Here is a 21316-nt window from a genome sequence, read left to right as displayed (position 1 = left end):
CTTTGTGGGAGCGAGCTTGCTCGCGATAGCGGAGTGTCAGTCAACATTTCTGTCAGCTGTCACACCGCTATCGCGAGCAAGCTCGCTCCCACAGGGAGATGTGGTTTCCTTGAGAAAGTGACCTTCCACAAGGTTCGCGGTGTTGTTGAGAGGTGGCGAGCAAGCCCGCCCCTCCACAGGTCAAGCGTAGCTTTCGATCGACGGGCAGGCGCAGACCAGGTTGCGGTCGCCGAACACGTTGTCGACCCGGCCCACCGGCGGCCAGTACTTGCCATCGATCAACGACGCCACCGGGTACACCGCCTGTTCGCGGCTGTAGGGGTGGGTCCACTCGCCGACGAGCTCCGCCGCGGTGTGCGGGGCGTTCTTCAGCGGGTTGTCGTCTTTGTCCAGGCTGCCGTTTTCCACCGCACGAATTTCTTCGCGGATGCAGATCATGGCGTCGCAGAAGCGGTCCAGTTCTTCCTTGGATTCGCTTTCGGTCGGTTCGATCATCAACGTGCCGGCCACCGGGAACGACATGGTCGGCGCGTGGAAACCGAAGTCGATCAGGCGCTTGGCCACGTCATCGACACTGATGCCACTGCTGTCCTTGAGCGGACGCAAATCGAGAATGCACTCGTGGGCCACCAGGCCGTTGCTGCCGGAGTAGAGCACCGGGTAGTGCTCTTCCAGGCGACGGGCGATGTAGTTGGCATTGAGGATCGCCAGTTGCGAGGCGCGCTTGAGGCCCGCGCCGCCCATCATGCGGATGTACATCCAGGTGATCGGCAGGATGCTCGCGCTGCCGAACGGCGCCGCGCACACCGCGCCTTCCTTGCGCGCCATGTTGGCGTGGCCTGGGAGGAACGGCGCCAGGTGCGACTTGACGCCAATCGGGCCGACGCCCGGGCCGCCACCGCCGTGGGGGATGCAGAAGGTCTTGTGCAGGTTCAGGTGCGACACGTCGCCGCCGAACTTGCCCGGGGCGCAGAGGCCGACCATGGCGTTCATGTTGGCGCCGTCGATGTACACCTGGCCGCCGTTGTCATGAATGATGCCGCAGATTTCGCGGATGCCTTCTTCGAATACGCCGTGGGTGGACGGGTAGGTGATCATCAGCGCCGCGAGGTGTTCGCGGTGCTCGATGGCCTTGGCCCGCAGGTCTTCGATGTCGACGTTGCCACGGGCATCGCAGGCGGTCACGACCACGCGCATGCCGGCCATGTTGGCGGTGGCCGGGTTGGTGCCGTGGGCCGAGGACGGGATCAGGCAGATGTCGCGACGGTCTTCGCCACGGCTCTGGTGATAGGCGCGGATCGCCAGCAAGCCGGCGTATTCGCCCTGGGAACCGGCGTTGGGTTGCAGCGACACCGCGTCATAGCCGGTGGCGGCGCAGAGCATGGCTTCCAGTTCGTCGGTCAGTTGCTGGTAGCCAGCGCTTTGCTCGGCCGGGGCGAACGGGTGCAGGGCGCCGAATTCGGCCCAGGTCACCGGGATCATTTCGCTGGCGGCGTTGAGTTTCATGGTGCAGGAACCCAGCGGAATCATGGTGCGATCCAGGGCCAGGTCCTTGTCGGCGAGCTTGCGCAGGTAGCGCATCAGCTCGGTTTCGGAGTGGTAGCGGTTAAACACCGGGTGGCTGAGGATCGCCGATTGGCGCACCAGCTCGGCCGGGATGCGGCTTTGCACGGTGGCGGCCAGTGCCGCGAAGTCCGGCAGTGCCTTGCCGTCGGCCAGTAGGTTCCACAGGGCTTCGACGTCAGCTTGGCTGGTGGTCTCGTCCAGGGACAGGCCCAGGCGTTCCGTGTCCACCACGCGCAGGTTGATGCGTTGGGCGCGGGCCTTGTCGTGCAGGGCGGCGGTTTGCGCGCCGGTGTGCAGGGTCAGGGTGTCGAAGAAGCTCTCTTGCTCGACGCTCAGGCCCAGCTCGCCCAGGCCTTTGGCGAGGATCGCGGTCAGGTGATGGATGCGATTGGCAATTTGCACCAGGCCCTTGGGGCCGTGGTACACGGCGTACATGCTGGCGATGTTGGCCAGCAGCACCTGGGCGGTGCAGATGTTGCTCGTGGCTTTCTCGCGGCGGATGTGTTGCTCGCGGGTCTGCATCGCCAGGCGCAGGGCCGGCTTGCCGAAACGGTCCACGGAAACACCGACCAGGCGGCCCGGCATGTCACGCTTGAACGCGTCTTTGGTGGAGAAGTACGCCGCGTGTGGGCCGCCGAAACCCAGCGGCACGCCGAAGCGTTGGGCGCTGCCGATGGCGACGTCGGCACCGAATTCACCCGGTGGGGTCAACAGGGTCAGGGCCAGCAGGTCCGCGGCCACGGCCACCAGGGCGTTGGCGGCGTGGAAGCGTTCGGTCAGTTCGCGGTAGTCGAACAGGTCGCCGTTGCTGGCCGGGTACTGCAGCAGCGCGCCGAAGAAGCCGCTGACGTCGCTCAGTTCGCGCTCATCGCCCACCACCACGTCGATGCCCAGGGGCTCGGCACGGGTGCGCAGCACGTCGAGGGTTTGCGGGTGGCTGTGCACGGAGGCGAAGAAGGCCTTGCTGCCCTTGTTCTTGCTCAGGCGCTTGCAGAAGGTCATGGCTTCGGCGGCGGCGGTGGCTTCGTCGAGCAACGAGGCGTTGGCGATCGGCAGGCCGGTGAGGTCGCTGATCAGGGTCTGGAAGTTCAACAGCGCTTCGAGACGGCCCTGGGAAATTTCTGGCTGATACGGGGTGTAGGCGGTGTACCAGGCCGGGTTTTCCAGCAGGTTGCGCAGGATCGGTGCCGGCGTGTGGCAGTTGTAGTAGCCCTGGCCGATGTAGGTCTTGAACAGTTGGTTCTTGCTGGCGATGGCCTTGATCGAGGCCAGTGCGTCGGCTTCGCTCTGGCCGTCGCCCATGTCCAGCACGCTGGTGCCCTTGATGCTTTCCGGGATGACGCTGGCGCTCAACGCTTCCAGGGAGTCGTAGCCCAGGCGCTCGAGCATGGCTTGCTCGTCGCTGGAACGCGGGCCGATGTGGCGGGCGATGAATTCGTTGGCGGTGCCGAGATTAACGGTCATGGTGCGCTCCTCAGGCTTCGGCGTTAGCTTTGATCAGGCGATCGTAGGCGTCTTGATCCAACAGCTTAGCCACTGCGTCGGCGTCGGTCGGTTTAAAGCGGAAGAACCAGCCGTCGCCCATCGGATCTTCGTTGACCAGTTCCGGGCTGGCGTCGAGTTTGTCGTTCACTTCGAGCACTTCACCGTCCAGGGGCATGTACACACCGCTGGCGGCCTTGACCGATTCCACGGTAGAGGCCTCGGCGCCTTTGTCATAGGCCTGCAATTCAGGCAGTTGCACAAAAACCACGTCGCCCAATGCGTTCTGCGCGAAAGCGGTAATGCCTACGGTGACGCTGCCGTCGGCTTCGGTGCGCAGCCATTCGTGATCTTCAGTGAAACGCAACTCGCTCATGGAAACTCCTGGGGCCAGATTCGTCTGGTGGACGCGAAGAAAGGCGCGGGGCTTGGCCCGGCCGAATGGTTATATCCATAGCAAGAATACGGCCAATGTTTATAAGTGCTTATAAATCAACGGGTTGAATGCTTTTATCGAGACTCGAATCAATTCGACTGTAGCGAAATCGCTACAGTCGTACGCCTGGATAAAATCGTTGTGGGATCAAAGCCTTGTACAGTGCTGGTTAGCGGTAAGTGTATCGATATCGTTCCGCTGTAGCGCTTTCAGTACAGGTGGAGGTCGTTTTTGGCTTGATTCTGAACGCAACGCCGGCCCCATGTGGGAGCGAGCTTGCTCGCGATCGGGGACTGCCAGTCACCTCAGTGCAAACTGAACCACCGCTATCGCGAGCAAGCTCGCTCCCACAAGGGGCCTACGGCTTCCCGGAAATCCCGTATTTGCGCAACCGATGGGCAATCGCGGTATGGGAGGTCTGCAAGCGGCTGGCGAGCTGGCGGGTGGAGGGGTAGTTGACGTAGAGGCTTTCGAGCAGGTGCTTCTCGAAGGTTTCCACGGCCTGTTCCAGGCTTTCGACTTCCACATCGCTCTGGCGCGCTACGGAGGTGCCGGCGATGTCCAGGTCGCCGATGTCCACCAGGCTGCTTTCGCAGATGGCGGCGGCGCGGAAGATCACATTCTGCAATTGCCGCACGTTGCCCGGCCAGCGGTTGCCCAGTAGCGCCGGATACGTACCGGGAGCCAGGCGGCAGACCGGGCGCTGGATCTGCGCGCAGGCCTGCTGCATGAAGTAGCGCGCCAGCAGCAGGATGTCCTGGCCGCGTTCACGCAACGGCGGGACTTCGACGTTGAGCACGTTCAGGCGATAGAACAGGTCCTCGCGGAACGAGCCTTCGCTGACCATTTTCTCCAGGTTGCGGTGGGTGGCGCTGAGGATCCGCACGTTGACCTTGACTTCCCGGTCGCCGCCCACCCGGCGGAAGCTGCCATCGTTCAGGAAACGCAGGAGCTTGGCTTGCAGGTACGGTGACATCTCGCCGATTTCATCGAGGAATACCGTGCCCTGGTTCGCCAACTCCATCAGTCCTGGCTTGCCGCCCCGTTGCGCCCCGGTGAAGGCGCCGGGGGCGTAGCCGAACAGCTCGCTTTCCGCCAGGTTCTCCGGCAGCGCGGCGCAGTTCAGGGCCAGGAACGGCGCACTGTGACGGGCGCTGATGGCGTGACAGGCCCGGGCCACCAGTTCCTTGCCAGTGCCGGTTTCGCCCTGGATCAGCAGCGGTGCATCCAGGGCCGCGACCCGCTGGGCCCGGGCCTTGAGGGTGCGGATCGCCGGGGATTCGCCCAGCAGCGCGTCGAAACCTTCGGCGTGGTCGTGGTGCAGGGCGGACAGACGCTCGCCGATGCGATTGGGCTGATAGAGCGTCAGCAGCGCGCCGGCGTCGGTGATGGGCGTGGCGTCCAGCAGCAAGGTCTGGCCATTGAGGGTGACCTCCCGCAGCGGCAGGCGGAAACCGTTTTCCAGCAGGGCGCCGAGCAATGCCTCGTCACTGAACAGCTCGGCCACGCTTTCCCCGGCCGGTTCACGACCATACAGGGCGATCAACGCCGGGTTGGCCAGCAACACCTTGCCGACGCTGTCCAAGGCCAGCACGGGGTCGGTCATGGCGGCGAGCAAGGCATCGAGCTGCAAGTGCCGACGCTGGCCCGGCAAGATGTCCACCACGGTGACCGCCTGCACGCCGCGCACGCTGAACAGCGCCTCGCGCAGCTCGTCGAGCACTTGCGGGCTGAGGGTCGGGGCATCGATGTAGACGTTGGGCGGCACCATCTCCACCGCATCCAGATTGAGATTGCGCCCACCGAGCAAGGCCAGGACTTCCTGGGTGATGCCGACGCGGTCGATGAAACTGACGTGGATACGCATGGGGCGGTTTTGGGTTCTGGGTTGCGGAGGGTGGCCAGTATGCCTTGGGGCGGGCTGTTGGTGAAATCCTGGGACGGTACTTGAGAAAACTACCTTGGCCCTTGTGGGAGCGAGCTTGCTTGCGATAGCTGAATGTCAGTCAACATCTTTGCTGGCTGTCACACCGCTATCGCGAGCAAGCTCGCTCCCACAGGGGGACAGTGGTGAGGCGAATATTTCTACAGCCCCATATCCCACTCCGGCGTCTCGGGAAACTTCAGCACCAGAAAATCCAGCAGGCTGCGCAGCGCCGAGGGCATGTGCTTGCGTGAGGCATACACCGCGTACATGTTCATCCGGCGCGGTTCGGCATGGGGCAGCAGGCGGATCAGTTCGCCGTTCTTGAGGTGGGCACCGGCCTGGTAGCTGGGCAGCATCGCCACGCCTGCGCCGGCTATCGTGGCTTGAAGCAATGTGCTGGCTTCGTTGGCGCTGATGTTGCCTTGCACCGGCACCGAGACCTGCTCGCCGTCCTGCTCGAAATGCCACAGGCTCTTGCCGACGTAGGAGTGGGTGAGGCAGTTGTGCCGGCTCAGGTCTTCCACGCGCAGCGGTGTCGAATGCTCACGCAGATACCGCGGCGAAGCGCAGATCACCGAACGGCAGACCGTCAGGCGGCGGGCGATCAGGTTCGGGTCCAGGTCGTTGCTCATACGGATCGCCAGGTCGATGCGTTCGTCCACCAGGTTCACGGTGCGGTCGAGCATCTGCAGGTCGACGCTCACCCCTGGGTAGCGCTTGACGTAGTCGGCCATGGCGCTCGCCAGTTGGGCCTGGCCGAACGAGGTGCTGGCGCTGATGCGCAACAGGCCCCGTGGCGCGTCGTCCGGGGTGCCGACGGCGGCTTGCATGTCGCCGGACAGCTCCAGCATCTGCCGGCAGCGCGGCAGGATCTCGGAACCTGCGGCCGTCAGGCTCAGCTTGCGGGTGGTGCGGTGCATCAGCCGGGCGCCGACCCAATCTTCCAGCTCCGCCAGGTAGCGCGATACCACTGGCCGCGACAGGTCCAGATGCTCGGCCGCCGCCGACTGGCTGCCCAGGTCGACCACCGTGACGAACACCCGCATTGCTTGTAGACGATCCATGATTTGCCCGATTTCAGAAACAAACTATGTCCCAGCATCGCATTTTTTGTAACGAGTCAGGTAACTAAGCTCCGTCTCATTCCCCTGGCGGGTTTTTCGACAACGGAGCACACATGACCGGCTTTATCCCACTCAAGCGCCTGCTGCTGGCAACTGCCGCCCTGGCTTTCACTGCCCAGAGCTGGGCCGCCGACTTGACGCTGGAGGTCTACAACCCTGGCGCGGCGGCGGTTTTCCCGGTGACTTCGGTGTTGGTCAGCGGTGAAAAAGAGGCGATTCTGGTGGACGCCCAGTTTGGCAAATTCCAGGCCGCCGAGGTGGTGGAAAAAATCCGCGCCAGTGGCAAGCGATTGACCACGATCTACATCAGCCATGGCGATCCAGACTACTATTTTGGCCTGGAGACCCTCACCGCCGCGTTCCCTGAAGCCAAGGTGTTGGCGTCGGCGCCGACTGTCGAGCACATCAAGCAGACCATGGACGGCAAACTGAAATACTGGGGGCCGATCCTGAAGACCGATGCGCCGGCCAAAGCCATCGTGCCCCAGGTGCTCAAGGGCGACAGCCTGACCCTGGAAGGCCAGCGCTTGCAGGTTGTCGGCCTCGATGGTCCGCAGCCGGACCGCAGTTTCGTGTGGATTCCATCGATCAAGGCGGTGGTTGGCGGTGTCGTGGTGGCCGAGAACCTTCATGTGTGGATGGCCGATACCCAGACGCCGCGGTCTCACAAGGATTGGCTGGCGACGCTGGACGCTATCGAAAAGCTGCAACCGGCCACTGTGATTCCCGGCCATTACCTGGGCGAAAGCGCCCGTTCCCTGGCCCCGGTGCGCTTCACCGCCGGCTACATCAAGGCTTTCGACGAAGAAACCGCCAAGGCCAAGGATTCCGCCGCGCTGATCCGTGCCATGAAACTACGCTATCCGGACCTGGGTGAAGACAGCTCCCTGGAGCTCAGTGCCAAGGTGGCGAAGGGCGAGATGAAGTGGTGAATACCGATCTTTGATCAGAGCACCGTTGTGGCGAGGGGATTTATCCCCGCTGGGCCGCGAAGCGGTCCTAAGAAGGCTGGCCAAGTTATATCAGGCCTGTGGCATGTGATGCATTTAGGGGACTGCTTCGCAGTCCAGCGGGGATAAATCCCCTCGCCACAAGAGCATGTATTTCAATATCGCTAATCACTGGAGAACACCATGAGCAAAATCGCAATCATCGGCGCCACCGGGCGTGCGGGTAGCCAACTGTTGGAAGAGGCCCTGCGCCGTGGTCACAGCGTGACGGCCATTGCCCGCAACACCGCGAAAATCGGCGAAAGGGCCGGAGTGGTCAGCAAGCAGTTGGACGTATTGGACAGCGAGGCGCTGATCGCCGCCATCGCTGGGCATGACGTGGTGATCAGTGCCACGCACTTTGCCAGCGTGCCGGCCGACAAGGTCATCGCACCGGTGAAGGCCGCCGGGGTCAAGCGCTTGCTGGTGGTCGGCGGGGCCGGTTCGTTGCTGCTGCCGGATAACAGTCGGGTGATCGACAGCGACGGCTTCCCGGAGGAATACCTGGCCGAAGCCAGCGCCGGTGCATTGTTCCTGGATGTGCTGCGCAAGGAACAGGACCTGGACTGGACCTTCCTCTCGCCTTCGGCGGAGTTCGTGGAAACCGAGCGCACGGGCCAGTTCCGTGTCGGCAAGGATCATCTGCTGTTCGACGCCGATGGGCGTAGCTGGATCAGCTTCGCCGACTACGCCATTGCGATGATCGATGAAGTGGAAGCGCCGCAGTTTTCGCGGACGCGGTTTACCGTCGGTTATTGAGCCGTAGGTTTTGTAGGAGCTGTCGAGCAGCGCGAGGCTGCGATCTTTCCTTGGACACTTGAGTCTCTAGCGAACGATCAAGAGATCGCAGCCTCGCTTCGCTCGACAGCTCCTACAGGGATCAGCCGTGCACCCGCACCCAGACGGTGACCAGCACCGTCGCTGCCATCAGCCAGGCGACGGCTGCCACGGCCAATGAGGCTTCGAGGCGCAGGCGGTCGACCATGACGTACAGCGTTGCGAGATAGACGAAGTACGGAATGATCGACCACATGCCAAACACGATGGTGGTCTTCAGATCGTCCACCGAGCGGCCTTTGCCAACGATGTAGTGGGCGATCAGGGCGAAGGTGGGGAACAGCGGCACCAGCCCGGCGATGTAGTAATTCCGGGTCTTGGCCAGCATCGCCAGGATGACCACCACGGCTGCACCCAGCGCCGCCTTGAAAATCAGGTCCACACGTTCACCATTCGGTTAGTGGCTCAGGCCATATTTCTTGACTTTGTCGAACAGCGTGGTCTTGGCCATACCCAGTTCCTGACTGGCCTGGGTCAGGTTGCCGCCGCTGCGTTGCAGGGCGTCCACCAGCAGGTTGCGCTCGAACGCTTCCACCGCTTCGGCGAAGGCCAGGCCCTGGCCGCCGCTGCTGGCACCAGACCGCTTGAATGCCGGCAGGCCGAGGGCGTAGCGCTCGGCGACGTTGCGCAGTTCGCGCACATTGCCCGGCCAGTCGTGGCTCATCAGGTTCGACAGGGTCTGGTTGTCCAGCTCCGGCACCGTGCGGTCGAAGCGCAGGGACGACTGCTGAAGAAAGTGCTCGAACAATTGCAGGATGTCTTCGCGCCGCTCGCGCAGGGGCGGCAGTTCCAGGGTCACCACGTTGAGGCGGTAATACAGGTCGCTGCGAAATTGCCCGGACCGGCCCATTTCGTCCAGGTCGGACTTGGTGGCGGCGATCACCCGGCAATCCACCGCCACGCTCTGGTTCGAGCCCAGGCGTTCGAGGGTGCGTTCCTGCAACACGCGCAGCAACTTGATCTGCAAGGGCAGGGGCATGCTTTCCACTTCATCGAGAAACAGCGTGCCGCCATCGGCATGCTCGATCTTGCCGATCCGGCGTTTGCCGGCCCCGGTGAAGGCGTTGGCCTCGTGGCCGAAAATCTCGCTTTCGAACAGGTTCTCCGGCAGGCCGCCGCAGTTCAGCGCGACGAACTGCTTGTCGTGGCGTCGGCTGAAATCATGCAGGCAGCGGGCGACCAGTTCCTTGCCGGTGCCGGTTTCGCCTTCGATCAGGACGTTGGCCGAGGTGTCGGCGACGTTGGCGATCAGCGCGCGCAGATGCTGCATGGCCGGCGAGCGGCCAATGATCCGGCCTTCCAGGGAGTCGCGTTCGGCCAGTTGCCGACGCAGCGATGACACTTCCCGGGCCAGGCTGCGCTGTTCCAGGGCGCGGCGGGCGACGTCCACCAGGCGCTCAGGGGAGAAGGGTTTCTCCATGAAGTCATAGGCGCCTTTTTGCATGGCCCCGACGGCCATGGAAATGTCGCCGTGGCCGGTGATCAGCACCACCGGCAGGCTGCGGTCCCGCGCCTTGAGACGCGTCAGCAGTTCCAGGCCGTCGATGCCCGGCAGCCGAATATCGCTGATGACGATGCCGGCAAAGTCATCGTCGACTCGCTCCAGGGCCTCTTCGGCACTGCCCACGCCGATGCAGGGAATGTCTTCCAGGCTCAGGGCCTGCTGGCAGCCCAGCAGGACGTGGGGGTCGTCTTCGACGATCAGTACGCTCAGGTCGTGGTTCATAGCGGCTCGGCAGGTGAAAGGCTGACCAACGGTAGATTGAGGACAAACGTAGTGCCACGCTCGAGTGGGTACTCGACGCCCAGGTGCCCACCCGCGGCGGCGGCCAGGCTCGCCGAGAGCGTCAGGCCCAGGCCCAGGCCCTGTTCGCCAGGCTTGGTGGTGAAGAACGGTTCAAACAAATGCTTGCGGGCTTCAGGATCGATGCCGTGACCATTGTCCCGCACCCGAAGGCGATATTTGCCATCGGCGGCCTGGCCGTCGAGCCACAGTTTCGGCTCGGGTTGCGTTTGCATGGCGTCCAGGGCGTTGCCGATCAGGTTCACCAGGATCTGTTCGAGGCGGGTCTGGTCGATTTGCAATTGGACGTCATCGAAACCGCTGTGGATCTGGATGTCCAGGTTTTCCAGGCGCCCGCCCAGCAATTGCAATGCGGCCTCGACGGCCTTGCCCAGGCTCGCCCGGCCCTGGTCGTCGCCGCGCCGGGCGAAGGCACGCAGGCTGGCGGTGATCCGGCCCATGCGGTCGATCAATTCGTTGATGGTCTTGAGGTTGGTGCTGGCGATGTCCAGCTGGCCGCGCTCCAGGAAGCGCACGGTATTGCCGGACAAGGTGCGCAGTGCCGCCAGCGGCTGGTTGAGCTCATGAGCGATGCTGGTGGACATCTGGCCGATGGCCGCCAGTTTACCGGCCTGGACCAGTTCGTCCTGGGCCCGGCGCAAGGTCTCTTCGGCCTGGCGCCGCTCGCGGATCTGGCCCTTGAGTCGTTCGTTGCTGGCGCGCAGGTCGGTGGTGCGTTCGGTAATCCGACGCTCGAGCTGGTTGTTGGCTTCCTGCAAGGCTTCCCGGGCGGCAAGGCGGGTGGCGATGACCTTGCGTCGTTCATTCCAGGCGATCAGCAGGAACGCCACCAGGGCGAAGGCCACGGCCACCAGGATGCCTTGGTTGATCGCCTGGCGACGCAGGTCTTCAAGCGGCGTCAGCAGGGTGAAATTCCACGGGGTATCGCTCAAGGGCCGGGTCTGCGACAGGTAGCTGATGGCGCGTTCGTCGGATACCAGTTCGGTGTTGGCCGGGAAGGTCAGCTTCTCCATGCCTTCGGCCAGGCGTTCCCGGGCCAGGGGCACCAGTTCATTGAGCGGGAACCAATAATATTGCAGGCTGCGGGCCAGGCGCTCCTTGGTCTCGTCGCTCAGGGGGCGCACCGACTTGAGCCGTCGCGCCGGGTCGCTGGACAGGATGATGATGCCGTTCTCGTCACTGACGAACGCCTCCAGCCGCGCTCGCTGCCAGCGCTCTTCCATGGCTTCGAGGCGCACCTTGACCACCGCCACGCCAATGATCTTGCCCTGTTGCTCCAGGCCATGGGCCAGGTAGTAGCCGGGTTCGCCATTGGTGCTGCCGATGCCGTAGAACCGTCCTGGCTGGCCGCGCACGGCGTTCTGGAAATAGGCGCGGAAGGACAGGTCTTCGCCCAGGTAACTGTCGACATCGCGCCAGTTGCTGGTGGCCAGCACCCGACCGGTGGTGTCCATCACGTAGATGGCCCGGCTGCGGCTGCGGCGGTTCAGGCCTTCGAGGTATTCGTTGACGGTCTTGCGATGCTCGGGCGTGGGGTCGTCGAGCAGTTGCGAGACACTCGATTCAAGCTCCAGCAGGCTGGGCAGGTAGGTGTACTTGCTGATCTCGCTCTCGACCGCGCGGGCGTGCAGCTCCAACTGGCGCTCGCCATTCTCGGCGAGGCCACGTACGCCATAGTGCTCGCTGATCCAGAAGCCGAGGTAACCCAGGCCGATCATCAGCGCAATGACCAGCGGCGGCAGGAACAGATGGCGGATCAGGCGGGGTTTCACGGCGAGTGATGGCGGCGCGGCGCGATAAAGGGTGGGGTCGCATTTCATCACAGAAGCCTTGGGTCAACCACAACACAATCGACAAGCCAACACTGGATCCTTGTGGGAGCGAGCTTGCTCGCGATGACTGCTTATCGGCCGACAATAATGTTGACTGACAGTCTGTTATCGCGAGCAAGCTCGCTCCCACAGGATTGGAGCGGTGTTGTTTAGTGCTGCAGGATTTTCTCGAGGAAATGCTGCGCACGTTCGGAGCGGGCACTGATGTCGCCGAAGAACTCTTCTTTCTTGCAGTCTTCGATGATCTGGCCCTGGTCCATGAAAATCACCCGGTTCGCCACTTTGCGGGCGAAGCCCATTTCGTGGGTCACGCACATCATGGTCATGCCTTCATGGGCCAGTTGCACCATCACGTCGAGCACCTCGTTGACCATTTCCGGGTCAAGGGCCGAGGTCGGTTCGTCGAACAGCATCACCACCGGGTCCATCGCCAGGGCACGGGCAATCGCCACGCGTTGCTGCTGGCCGCCGGAGAGCTGGCCCGGGTGCTTGTGGGCGTGGGCCGAGAGGCCGACCCGCTCGAGCAGTTGCAGGCCTTTCTTGGTGGCTTCTTCCTTGCTGCGGCCCAGCACCTTGATCTGCGCGATGGTCAGGTTTTCGGTGATGGTCAGGTGCGGGAACAGTTCGAAATGCTGGAACACCATGCCCACCCGCGAACGCAGTTGCGGCAGGTTGGTCTTCGGGTCGGCGATGGAGGTGCCATCGACCACGATGTCGCCTTTCTGGAACGGCTCCAGGGCGTTCACGCATTTGATCAGCGTGGATTTGCCCGAACCCGATGGCCCGCACACCACCACAACCTCACCCTTGCTGACCTCGGTGCTGCAATTGGTCAGTACCTGGAAGTCCCCATACCACTTGTTGATGTTCTTGATAGAGATCATACGGCGAACCTTTTTTGCAGACGCTTGACCAGCAGCGAGGCGGCAAAGCTGATTGTGAAGTACACGAGACCTGCGATGATCAGGAACTCATTGGAGCGGCCGATGATGTCGCCATTGGCCCGCGAAGCATTGAGGAAGTCCACCAGGCCGACCGTGTAGACCAGCGAGGTGTCCTGAAACAGGATGATGCTCTGTTGCAGCAGCAGCGGGGTCATCTTGCGAAACGCCTGGGGCAGGATGATCAGGCGCATGGTCTGGCCATAGTTCATGCCCAGTGCCTGTGCCGCGCCCATCTGGCCCTTGGGGATCGACTGCACGCCGGCCCGCACGATTTCGCAGAAGTACGCCGCCTCGAACATCATGAACGCGACGACGCAGGAGCCGAACGCACCGATCGGCGTGTCTTCGCCGGTGATCCAGCGCAGCACGAACGGCACCGCCAGGTAGAACCAGGTGATGACCAGCAGCAGCGGAATCGAGCGGAAATAGTTGACGTAGGCGCCGGCGATATTGGACACCAGCTTGTTGTGGGACAGGCGCATCAGCGCCAGGATCGTCCCCAGGATGATCCCGCCAACCACGCCCATGGCCATCAGCTTGAGGGTCATGACCATGCCGTTCCACAAGCCGGGAATGGCCGGTATGACGCCAGTGAAATCGAATTCCATCATTTACCCCCCACGGAGATCAGGCCGGGCACCGCGACTTTCTTCTCGACCATGCGCATGAGCAGCATCAGGCTCATGTTCAGGGTGAAGTAGATCAGCGTCGCCAGGGTGAAGGCTTCGAACAGGTTGGCGGAGAACTCGGCGGTCTGCTTGGTCTGCGCAAGCAGCTCCATCAGCCCGATCAGCGACGCCACGGAGGAGTTCTTGAAGACGTTGAGAAATTCCGAAGTAAGCGGCGGAATGATGATCCGGTAGGCCTGGGGCAACAGCACGTTCCAGTAGATCTGCGGCAGCTTGAAGCCCATGGCCCGGGCAGCGGACTCCTGGCCACGCGGCAGTGCCTGGATGCCGGTGCGAACCTGTTCGCAGACCCGGGCGGCGGTGAACAGGCCCAGGCACACGACGACGCTCAGGTAGGCCGAGGTGGTCGGGTTCAGGTCCTGCTTGTACCACTCCTGCATATCGGCGGGCAGCAGGTCCGGCACGAGGAAGTACCAGATGAACAGTTGAACCAGCAGTGGCACATTACGGAAGAGTTCCACGTAGCAGGTGGCGATCCCCGACACCAGCCGGTTCGGTACGGTGCGCATCACGCCGAGTACCGAGCCCAGCAGCAGGGCGATGATCCAGGCCACGACGGCGATGGCGATGGTCCAGCCCAGGCCGGCCAGGTACCAGTCGAGATAAATCTCGCTGCCCACGCCGGTGGACTTGAAGAACACGCCCCAGTCCCAGTTGTAATTCATTAGGGTCTCCCCTCAGATCGTTCGAGATACAAGTGCCCGCCTGGGGAAGCTCCGTTCCCGCCTGGCTGGGTAGCCAGGCACACAAGATCGGCTCGATAGCCGCCGGTTCGAGTGTTTTCCAAATTTGCCAGCAGGGAGTGACCATCCCCTGAAAGGGCCGGGCCCCTTCAGGAGATAAGGTTAGTCAGAAATCAGGATTTCTTGTCGTCAGCCGCTTTATCGGTCGGATTGGCGATCAGTGCCTTGAGCTCGTCGCTCATCGGGAAGTTCAGGTTCAGGCCTTTTGGCGGGATAGGCTGCATGAACCATTTTTCGTAGATCTTGTTGATCTCGCCCGAAGCGTAGGTGGCCTTGATGGCGTCATCCACAGCCTTTTTGAACGGCTCGTCGCCCTTGCGCATCATGCAGCCGTAGATTTCGTAGGACTGTGGTGTACCGGTCACGGCCCAGTCGTCGGCTTTCTTGGCCTTGGCGGCTTCGCCGGCCAGCAGTGCATCGTCCATCATGAAAGCGACGGCACGGCCGCCTTCGAGCATCTGGAAGGACTCGCCATGGTCCTTGGCGGAGATGACGTTCATGCCCATTTGCTTGTCGGCGTTCATGGACTTGAGGAGGCGCTCGGACGTGGTGCCGGCGGTGGTCACGACGTTCTTGCCCTTGAGGTCGTCGAAATCCTTGTACTTGGAATCTTTCTTGGTCAGCAGCCGAGTGCCGATCTCGAAGATGCCAACGGAGAAGTCAACCTGCTGCTGACGCTCGACGTTGTTGGTGGTGGAGCCGCATTCCAGGTCCACGGTGCCGTTCTGCACCAGCGGGATACGGGTTTGCGAGGTGACCAGGTTGTACTTGACCTGCAGGTCGGGCAGGTCCAGGTCTTTCTTGATCGCTTCGACGACTTTCAGCTGGATGTCGTGGGAGTAGCCGACCGGCTTGCCGGAAGCGTCCGCGATGTAGGAGAACGGAATGGAAGCGTCGCGATGCCCAAGCGTAATGACGCCGGACTCTTTGATCTTTTTCAGTGTGCCGGTCAGTTCGGCTGCGAAAACCGGAGTGCTGATCAGAGCGGCAGCAATGGCTGCGCCCAGGAGATGGGGAACGATACGCATCGATGTTTCCTCGACATTGTTTTTTTTATTTCGGCCGGTTCGTCGGCCCTGAGTACTTCGAGATGCCTGGCAGCTCCTGGTGTGTTGGCGTGCAGGCATTCGTCTCCAGAAGTGTAGAGCATGACTCGTGCCAGGCCAGGCCAGTCTGTTTAACTTGTTGTTTTAAATGGTTATTGATGTGTTGTGTCAGGTTTTATGCCGGCTGCTTTATCCGGTTAGCCGAACTGACTGGCGGGTCGTGTTCGGAAAACCGAATGGCTTTGAGCTGTCCCCAATCCATTGTGGGAGCGAGCTTGCTCGCGATAGCGGTGTGTCAGTTCCATAGAGACTGAATGTGCTGGCCTCATCGCGAGCAAGCTCGCTCCCACAGGGGGCAGCGGTGGACGCCAGATAGCAAAAAAGCCCCTGAATCGCTGGATTCAGGGGCTTTGGGGGTTGCGGGGTATTGGTCAGGCCGCTTCGATCTTGCGACGGTTGTGCTCGACTTTATCCAGGTACTGCCGCAGCTTCTCCTGCTCGGCCGGGGTGGTGAACAAGCCCAGCTTGCTGCGGCGCCACAAGACGTCCTGGGCATCGACGGCCCATTCGTCGCTGCACAGATAATCGACTTCGCGGGTATAGAGGCCGGCGCCAAGGTGTTCGCCCAGGTCGCTCAGGTCATGCACGCCTTCGAGCATGCGCCAGGTACGGCTGCCATAAGTGGTGGCCCAGCGGCGGGCGATGTCGGTCGGCAGCCAGTCGAACTTGTCACGCAACGCCGAGCACAGCGCTTGCGGGGTGGTCATGTTTTCGCCGCCGGGAAGGGCCTCTACGGCGGTCCAGCTTCCGCGCATCTGCGTGAAGTAGGGCGCCAGTTGCGCCATGGCCGATTCGGCCAGTTTGCGATAAGTGGTCAGCTTGCCGCCGAACACCGACAGCAAGGGCGCTTCTTCGCCACCACCGGAAAGCGCCAGGGTGTAGTCCCGGGTGACGGCCGATGGGTTGTCGGATTCGTCATTGCACAGCGGACGTACGCCGGAATAGCTGTGCAGGATATCGTCGCGGTTGATCTGCTTCTTGAAGTGGGCGTTGACCACCTTCAGCAGGTAATCGGTTTCGCCTTCGGTAATCGCCACGTTGGCCGGATCGCCGCTGTATTCGCGATCCGTCGTACCGATCAGGGTGAACTGGTTCAGGTACGGAATGGTGAACACAATGCGCTGATCTTCGTTTTGCAGAATGTGCGCATGCTCGCCTTCGTAGAGTTTCGGCACGATCAGGTGGCTGCCCTGGATCAGGCGAATGCCGTAGGGCGATTCCAGCTTCAGGTCATCGCGAATGAATTTGGCGACCCATGGGCCGGCGGCATTGACCAGCGCCTTGGCGCGGATCGAAAACAGGCTGCCGTCGGCACGTTCCAGATGCAAGTGCCACAGGCCTTTGCTGCGGCGGGCGTTCACACAGCGGGTGCGGGTATGGACGTGAGCGCCTTTTTCCCGGGCGGCCATGGCGTTGAGCACCACCAGGCGCGCGTCATCGACCCAGCAGTCGGAGTATTCGAAGCCCTTGGTTATCTCACTTTTCAGCGCGCTGTCGGCACCGAACTTCAAACTTTTGGAGCCGGCGAGCTGTTCACGTTTGCCCAGGTGATCGTAGAGGAACAGGCCGGCGCGAATCATCCAGGCCGGACGCAGGTGCGGGCGGTGGGGCAGCACGAAGCGCATTTGCTTGACGATGTGCGGGGCCTTGGTCAGCAGCACTTCGCGTTCGGCCAGCGCTTCGCGCACCAGGCGGAATTCATAATGTTCAAGGTAGCGCAGGCCACCGTGGATCAGCTTGCTGCTGGCCGACGAGGTATGGCTGGCCAGGTCGTCCTTTTCGCAAAGGAACACCGAAAGACCGCGACCGGCAGCGTCCGCGGCAATCCCCACGCCATTGATACCGCCACCAATGACGGCGACGTCATAGATCTCGGCGAGAGGGGGCGTAGGCAAGGTAGAAGTGGGCATCGGCTGGCCTCGGGTTCTTTTCGCAATATTTGAATTCGAACATAAATGTTCATTTGCGAAAATACTAGCCCATAAAGACAGCAACAGCCAGCCGTCTTTGATTGAAAATACTGATCAAAAGAAGCTGAAAGGAAAATTTTCGAACACGAAGACAGCTTGAGGCAGATAGGAAGGCATCTGTGGCGAGGGGATTTATCCCCGTTGGGTTGCGAAGCAACCCTAGACTCCGGCGACTCGGTGTATCAGGCAAATTAAGTGACTGTGTTGGGGTTGCTGCGCAACCCAGCGGGATAAATCCCCTCGCCACAGAGGACCGGAAGGGCGTCAGACCACCTCCAGCCGAATCTTGTGCTGGCTCAACAGCTGCGCCAGGGTCGGCACCGGTTGCTGGTCGGTCACCAGGCAATCGATCAGACTGATGGGGCCCAGGCGGACCATGGCATTGCGTCCGAACTTGCTGGAGTCCGCCGCCAACAGCACTTGCCGGGCGTTGGCGATGATGGCTTGGGAAACCCGCACTTCCTGGTAGTCGAAGTCCAACAGGCTGCCGTCTTCGTCGATCCCGCTGATGCCCACCAGGGCGAAGTCGACCTTGAACTGGTTGATGAAGTCGACGCTGGCCTGGCCCACCACGCCGCCGTCACGCCGTACGTTGCCGCCGGCGATCAGGACTTCGAAGTCGTCCTTGGCGCTGAGGATCGAAGCCACGTGCAGGTTGTTGGTGATGACCTTCAGGTGGTTGTGATTGAGCAGGGCCCGGGCGATGGATTCGGTGGTGGTGCCGATGTTGATGAACAGCGAGGCGTGATCGGGGATCTGGGCGGCGATGGCTTCGGCGATGCGTTGCTTTTCGTCGCGCATCTGGTCGGCGCGCATGGCATAGGCAGTGTTTTCCACGCTTGAATCGTAGGCGGCGCCGCCGTGGTAGCGGCGCAGCAGGTTCACTTCCGCCAGTTGGTTGATGTCGCGGCGAATGGTTTGCGGGGTGACGACGAATAACTGCGCCATTTCCTCGATGCTGACATAGCCGCGTTCGCGGACCAGTTCGAGGATTTGCTGCTGGCGGGGAGGCAGATTCATGGGGCTTCCTTTGGGCTGCCGTACAAAATTTGCCCATGATGCCGCAGGAATCCGATCCCGACCAGTTTCAGAACCTTATCAGGCTTATTCAGCGTCTTCGTGGGGTTCCCAATCGCGGGTGCGGCTGACCGCTTTCTGCCAGCCGGCATAGAGTTTTTCTTTCGCCGCCTCGTCCAGTTGCGGTTCGAATTCGCGCTCGATCACCGCTTTGCCGCGCAGTTCTTCCAGGCTGCCCCAGAAGCCGCACGCCAGGCCGGCCAGGTACGCCGCACCCAGGGCCGTGGTTTCACGCATTTTCGGCCGCTCGACCTGGGTGCCGAGGATGTCGGCCTGGAACTGCATCAGGAAGTTGTTCGCCACCGCGCCACCGTCGACGCGCAGGGCCCTGAGGCGTTCACCCGAATCCTGTTGCATGGCGTCGAGCACGTCGCGGGTCTGGTAGGCAATCGACTCCAGTGCTGCGCGAATGATGTGATCGACCCGTACGCCGCGGGTCAGGCCAAACAGCGCACCACGGGCATAGGGGTCCCAATACGGCGCGCCCAGGCCGGTGAAGGCGGGCACCAGGTACACACCGTTGCTGTCCTTGACCTTGTTGGCAAAGTATTCGGTATCCAGGGCGTCGTTGATGATCTTCAGTTCATCGCGCAGCCACTGGACGGTGGAGCCGCCGTTGAATACAGCGCCTTCCAGGGCGTAGGCCACTTCGCCACGGGGGCCGCAGGCGATGGTGGTGAGCATGCCGTGATTGGATTTCACGGCCTTTTTCCCGGTGTTCATCAGCAGGAAGCAGCCGGTGCCGTAGGTGTTTTTCGCCTGCCCCGGCTCCACGCACATCTGCCCGAACAGAGCTGCCTGCTGGTCGCCAGCGATGCCGCCGATGGCGATACCGCTTTTGGTGCGGCCATAGATTTCCGAGGACGACTTCACTTCCGGGAGCATTTCCCGGGGGATGTCGAGGATCTCCAGCATCTTCGCGTCCCATTCCAACGAGTGAATGTTGAAGAGCAGGGTGCGCGAGGCGTTGGTGTAGTCGGTGACGTGGACCTTGCCACCGGTGAATTTCCAGATCAGCCAGCTATCGACCGTGCCGAACAGCAGCTCACCGTTACGCGCACGCTCGCGGCTGCCTTCGACGTTGTCCAGGATCCACTTGAGCTTGGTGCCGGAGAAGTACGGGTCGGTGACCAGGCCGGTGGTCTGGCTGATGTATTGCTCGTGGCCGTCGCGCTTGAGCTGTTGGCAGATCTCTGTGCTGCGGCGGCACTGCCAGACGATGGCGTTGTAGATCGGCCGGCCGGTGGTCTTGTCCCAGACCACGGTGGTCTCCCGCTGGTTGGTGATGCCGATGGCGGCCACCTGGTCATGGTGCAGGCCGGCCTGGGCCAGGGCTTCGACCATGACCGCGCTCTGGGTGGCGAAGATTTCCATCGGGTCGTGTTCGACCCAGCCGGCCTGCGGGTAGTGCTGGGCGAATTCGCGTTGGGCGGTGCAGACCACATTGGCATCACGGTCGAAGATGATCGCGCGCGAGCTGGTCGTACCCTGGTCGAGGGCAATGATGTAGTTCTTGTTCTGGATATCGGTCATGTCGATTGCCTCGGGTCTTTCATAAAGGGAGACGTAAAAAGAAGCCACGGCGCAGGCTTCGAATGGCAGGGCCTGCGCCGACTGTTTCAGGATGTTCTGGGCTTGCCGTCAATGGCCGGTTCTGCATCCTTTGTCGCTGTCATGGCGCTGGGCAGGTGGCGGGCAATCAACCCGCGATAGGCCGCGGCACCGAGGCACGCACCCACGATCGGCGCAAAAATCGGAACCAGGAAGTACGGGATGTCGCGTCCACCCGTGAGGGAAATTTCACCCCAGCCTGCGAAGAATGTCATCAGTTTAGGACCGAAGTCCCGCGCCGGGTTCATCGCAAAGCCTGTCAGCGGCCCCATGGAGCTGCCGATCACGGCAATCAGCAGGCCGATCAGCAACGGCGCCAGTGGGCCACGGGGCAAACCGTTGTTGTCATCGGTCAAGGACATGATCACCCCCATCAGGATGGCGGTGATGATCGCTTCCACGAGGAAGGCTTGGCCAGTGGAGAGTGCCGCGTGCGGGTAGGTGGAGAACACCGAAGCCAGTTCGAGGCTCATTTCGGTGCCGCGAACCATGTGCCGGGACTGTTCGAAATCGAAGAATAGATTGCTGTACAGCGTGTAGACCAGAAGAGCGCCGCAGAAAGCGCCGGTCACTTGGGACGCTATATAGAAAGGCAGCTTGCGCTTTTCGAAGTCGGTGAACATGCACAGGGCGATGCTGACGGCGGGGTTGAGGTGGGCGCCGGAAATGCCTGCGCTCAGATAGATCGCCATGCTGACGCCGACGCCCCAGATGAGGCTGATTTCCCACAAACCGAAGCTCGCACCCGCGACCTTGAGCGCCGCGACGCAACCAGTGCCGAAAAAAATCAGCAGGCCAGTTCCCAGGAATTCCGCCAGGCATTGGCTGGACAGGGACGGCTGTTGTAAAGCAGTTGTCATTCAAACCTCGGTTTTTTGTTGTTTTGCAGCGCGTTCAGTACAGCACGATTACGCGATTTCCACCGAGGCAGGATCCCCATCCTGAACTCGGGTTGCTGTTTGAGACATGTAATATGGCTTTCAGTTTCGAAAAAATATAGACAAGAAACGCTGGTGTCAAAGGTCGAAAGTGAACCGCTGGTCACATTTAAACTATTCGTGCTGTGAATGACTCTCCCGTTGGCGATGCGTCACCGATAGAGGCAGCGCAGCCGCAAAGCCTTTTCAGAGGCGATGGCTTAGAATCCGCTCACTCTTTTTTTATTTCCTTATCAGGAGC

At 61.8% G+C, this 21316-nt stretch carries 17 protein-coding genes; 2 read left to right on the top strand and 15 right to left on the bottom strand.

The window, feature by feature from the left end; all coding sequences use genetic code 11:
- Window positions 1-180 precede the first annotated feature (180 nt).
- The 4 genes from gcvP to BLU85_RS10820 all read right to left on the bottom strand — a co-directional run bounded on the left by gcvP (window position 181) and on the right by BLU85_RS10820 (window position 6475).
- Window positions 181-3030, bottom strand: a complete 2850-nt coding sequence (gene gcvP / locus BLU85_RS10835; protein WP_092201508.1) for an aminomethyl-transferring glycine dehydrogenase — start codon at window positions 3028-3030, stop codon at window positions 181-183.
- A gap of 10 nt (window positions 3031-3040) precedes the next feature.
- Window positions 3041-3424 carry a glycine cleavage system protein GcvH gene (gcvH, locus tag BLU85_RS10830; RefSeq protein ID WP_092201510.1) on the bottom strand — a complete coding sequence of 128 codons (384 nt, stop codon included), beginning with the start codon at window positions 3422-3424 and terminating at the stop codon, window positions 3041-3043.
- Between the two features lie 418 nt (window positions 3425-3842).
- Window positions 3843-5351 carry a sigma-54-dependent transcriptional regulator gene (locus tag BLU85_RS10825; protein ID WP_092201512.1) on the bottom strand — a complete coding sequence of 503 codons (1509 nt, stop codon included), beginning with the start codon at window positions 5349-5351 and terminating at the stop codon, window positions 3843-3845.
- A gap of 218 nt (window positions 5352-5569) precedes the next feature.
- On the bottom strand, window positions 5570-6475 hold the full coding sequence (locus BLU85_RS10820) for a LysR family transcriptional regulator (protein ID WP_092201514.1): 906 nt from the start codon (window positions 6473-6475) through the stop codon (window positions 5570-5572).
- 113 nt (window positions 6476-6588) lie between these two features.
- Between BLU85_RS10820 and BLU85_RS10815 the strand changes: the two genes are divergently transcribed.
- Both BLU85_RS10815 and BLU85_RS10810 read left to right on the top strand, forming a co-directional pair.
- Entirely contained in the window at window positions 6589-7467 is an 879-nt protein-coding gene (locus BLU85_RS10815) for an MBL fold metallo-hydrolase (protein ID WP_092201516.1), read from the top strand.
- A gap of 201 nt (window positions 7468-7668) precedes the next feature.
- The gene (locus BLU85_RS10810; RefSeq protein ID WP_092201518.1) at window positions 7669-8283 is read left to right on the top strand and encodes an NAD(P)-dependent oxidoreductase; all 615 of its coding nucleotides are present in this window, start codon (window positions 7669-7671) and stop codon (window positions 8281-8283) included.
- A gap of 121 nt (window positions 8284-8404) precedes the next feature.
- On the opposite strand, the gene BLU85_RS10805 is transcribed toward BLU85_RS10810, so the two are convergent.
- The 11 genes from BLU85_RS10805 to BLU85_RS10755 form a co-directional block, all read right to left on the bottom strand.
- Entirely contained in the window at window positions 8405-8734 is a 330-nt protein-coding gene (locus tag BLU85_RS10805; RefSeq protein WP_170842284.1) for a GlpM family protein, read from the bottom strand.
- Between the two features lie 24 nt (window positions 8735-8758).
- Complete coding sequence (locus BLU85_RS10800) at window positions 8759-10087, bottom strand: two-component response regulator AauR (RefSeq protein ID WP_092201520.1); 1329 nt, start codon at window positions 10085-10087, stop codon at window positions 8759-8761.
- The gene (locus tag BLU85_RS10795; RefSeq protein WP_092201522.1) at window positions 10084-11985 is read right to left on the bottom strand and encodes a two-component sensor histidine kinase AauS; all 1902 of its coding nucleotides are present in this window, start codon (window positions 11983-11985) and stop codon (window positions 10084-10086) included. The genes BLU85_RS10800 and BLU85_RS10795 overlap by 4 nt, the downstream gene beginning before the upstream one ends.
- 161 nt (window positions 11986-12146) lie before the next feature.
- On the bottom strand, window positions 12147-12881 hold the full coding sequence (locus BLU85_RS10790; RefSeq protein WP_092201524.1) for an amino acid ABC transporter ATP-binding protein: 735 nt from the start codon (window positions 12879-12881) through the stop codon (window positions 12147-12149).
- Entirely contained in the window at window positions 12878-13549 is a 672-nt protein-coding gene (locus BLU85_RS10785; RefSeq protein ID WP_092201526.1) for an amino acid ABC transporter permease, read from the bottom strand. The genes BLU85_RS10790 and BLU85_RS10785 overlap by 4 nt, the downstream gene beginning before the upstream one ends.
- Window positions 13549-14295, bottom strand: coding sequence for an amino acid ABC transporter permease (locus BLU85_RS10780; protein WP_092201528.1), 747 nt, complete (start codon window positions 14293-14295; stop codon window positions 13549-13551). The genes BLU85_RS10785 and BLU85_RS10780 overlap by 1 nt, the downstream gene beginning before the upstream one ends.
- A gap of 191 nt (window positions 14296-14486) precedes the next feature.
- Window positions 14487-15401, bottom strand: a complete 915-nt coding sequence (locus BLU85_RS10775) for a glutamate/aspartate ABC transporter substrate-binding protein (RefSeq protein WP_092201530.1) — start codon at window positions 15399-15401, stop codon at window positions 14487-14489.
- A 449-nt stretch (window positions 15402-15850) separates the two neighbouring features.
- A complete protein-coding gene (gene glpD / locus BLU85_RS10770; RefSeq protein WP_092201532.1) occupies window positions 15851-17389 on the bottom strand; it encodes a glycerol-3-phosphate dehydrogenase in 1539 nt (512 codons plus the stop codon).
- A 324-nt stretch (window positions 17390-17713) separates the two neighbouring features.
- The gene (locus BLU85_RS10765) at window positions 17714-18469 is read right to left on the bottom strand and encodes a DeoR/GlpR family transcriptional regulator (RefSeq protein WP_092201533.1); all 756 of its coding nucleotides are present in this window, start codon (window positions 18467-18469) and stop codon (window positions 17714-17716) included.
- Between the two features lie 84 nt (window positions 18470-18553).
- Window positions 18554-20059, bottom strand: a complete 1506-nt coding sequence (glpK, locus tag BLU85_RS10760) for a glycerol kinase GlpK (protein ID WP_060740931.1) — start codon at window positions 20057-20059, stop codon at window positions 18554-18556.
- An 86-nt stretch (window positions 20060-20145) separates the two neighbouring features.
- Entirely contained in the window at window positions 20146-20997 is an 852-nt protein-coding gene (locus BLU85_RS10755; protein WP_092201535.1) for an MIP/aquaporin family protein, read from the bottom strand.
- Window positions 20998-21316 lie beyond the last annotated feature (319 nt).

This window comes from Pseudomonas sp. NFACC14, from assembly GCF_900106885.1.
GTDB classification, from domain to species: domain Bacteria; phylum Pseudomonadota; class Gammaproteobacteria; order Pseudomonadales; family Pseudomonadaceae; genus Aquipseudomonas; species Aquipseudomonas fluorescens_AA.
This window is presented reverse-complemented; position numbering and strand designations above follow the sequence as displayed.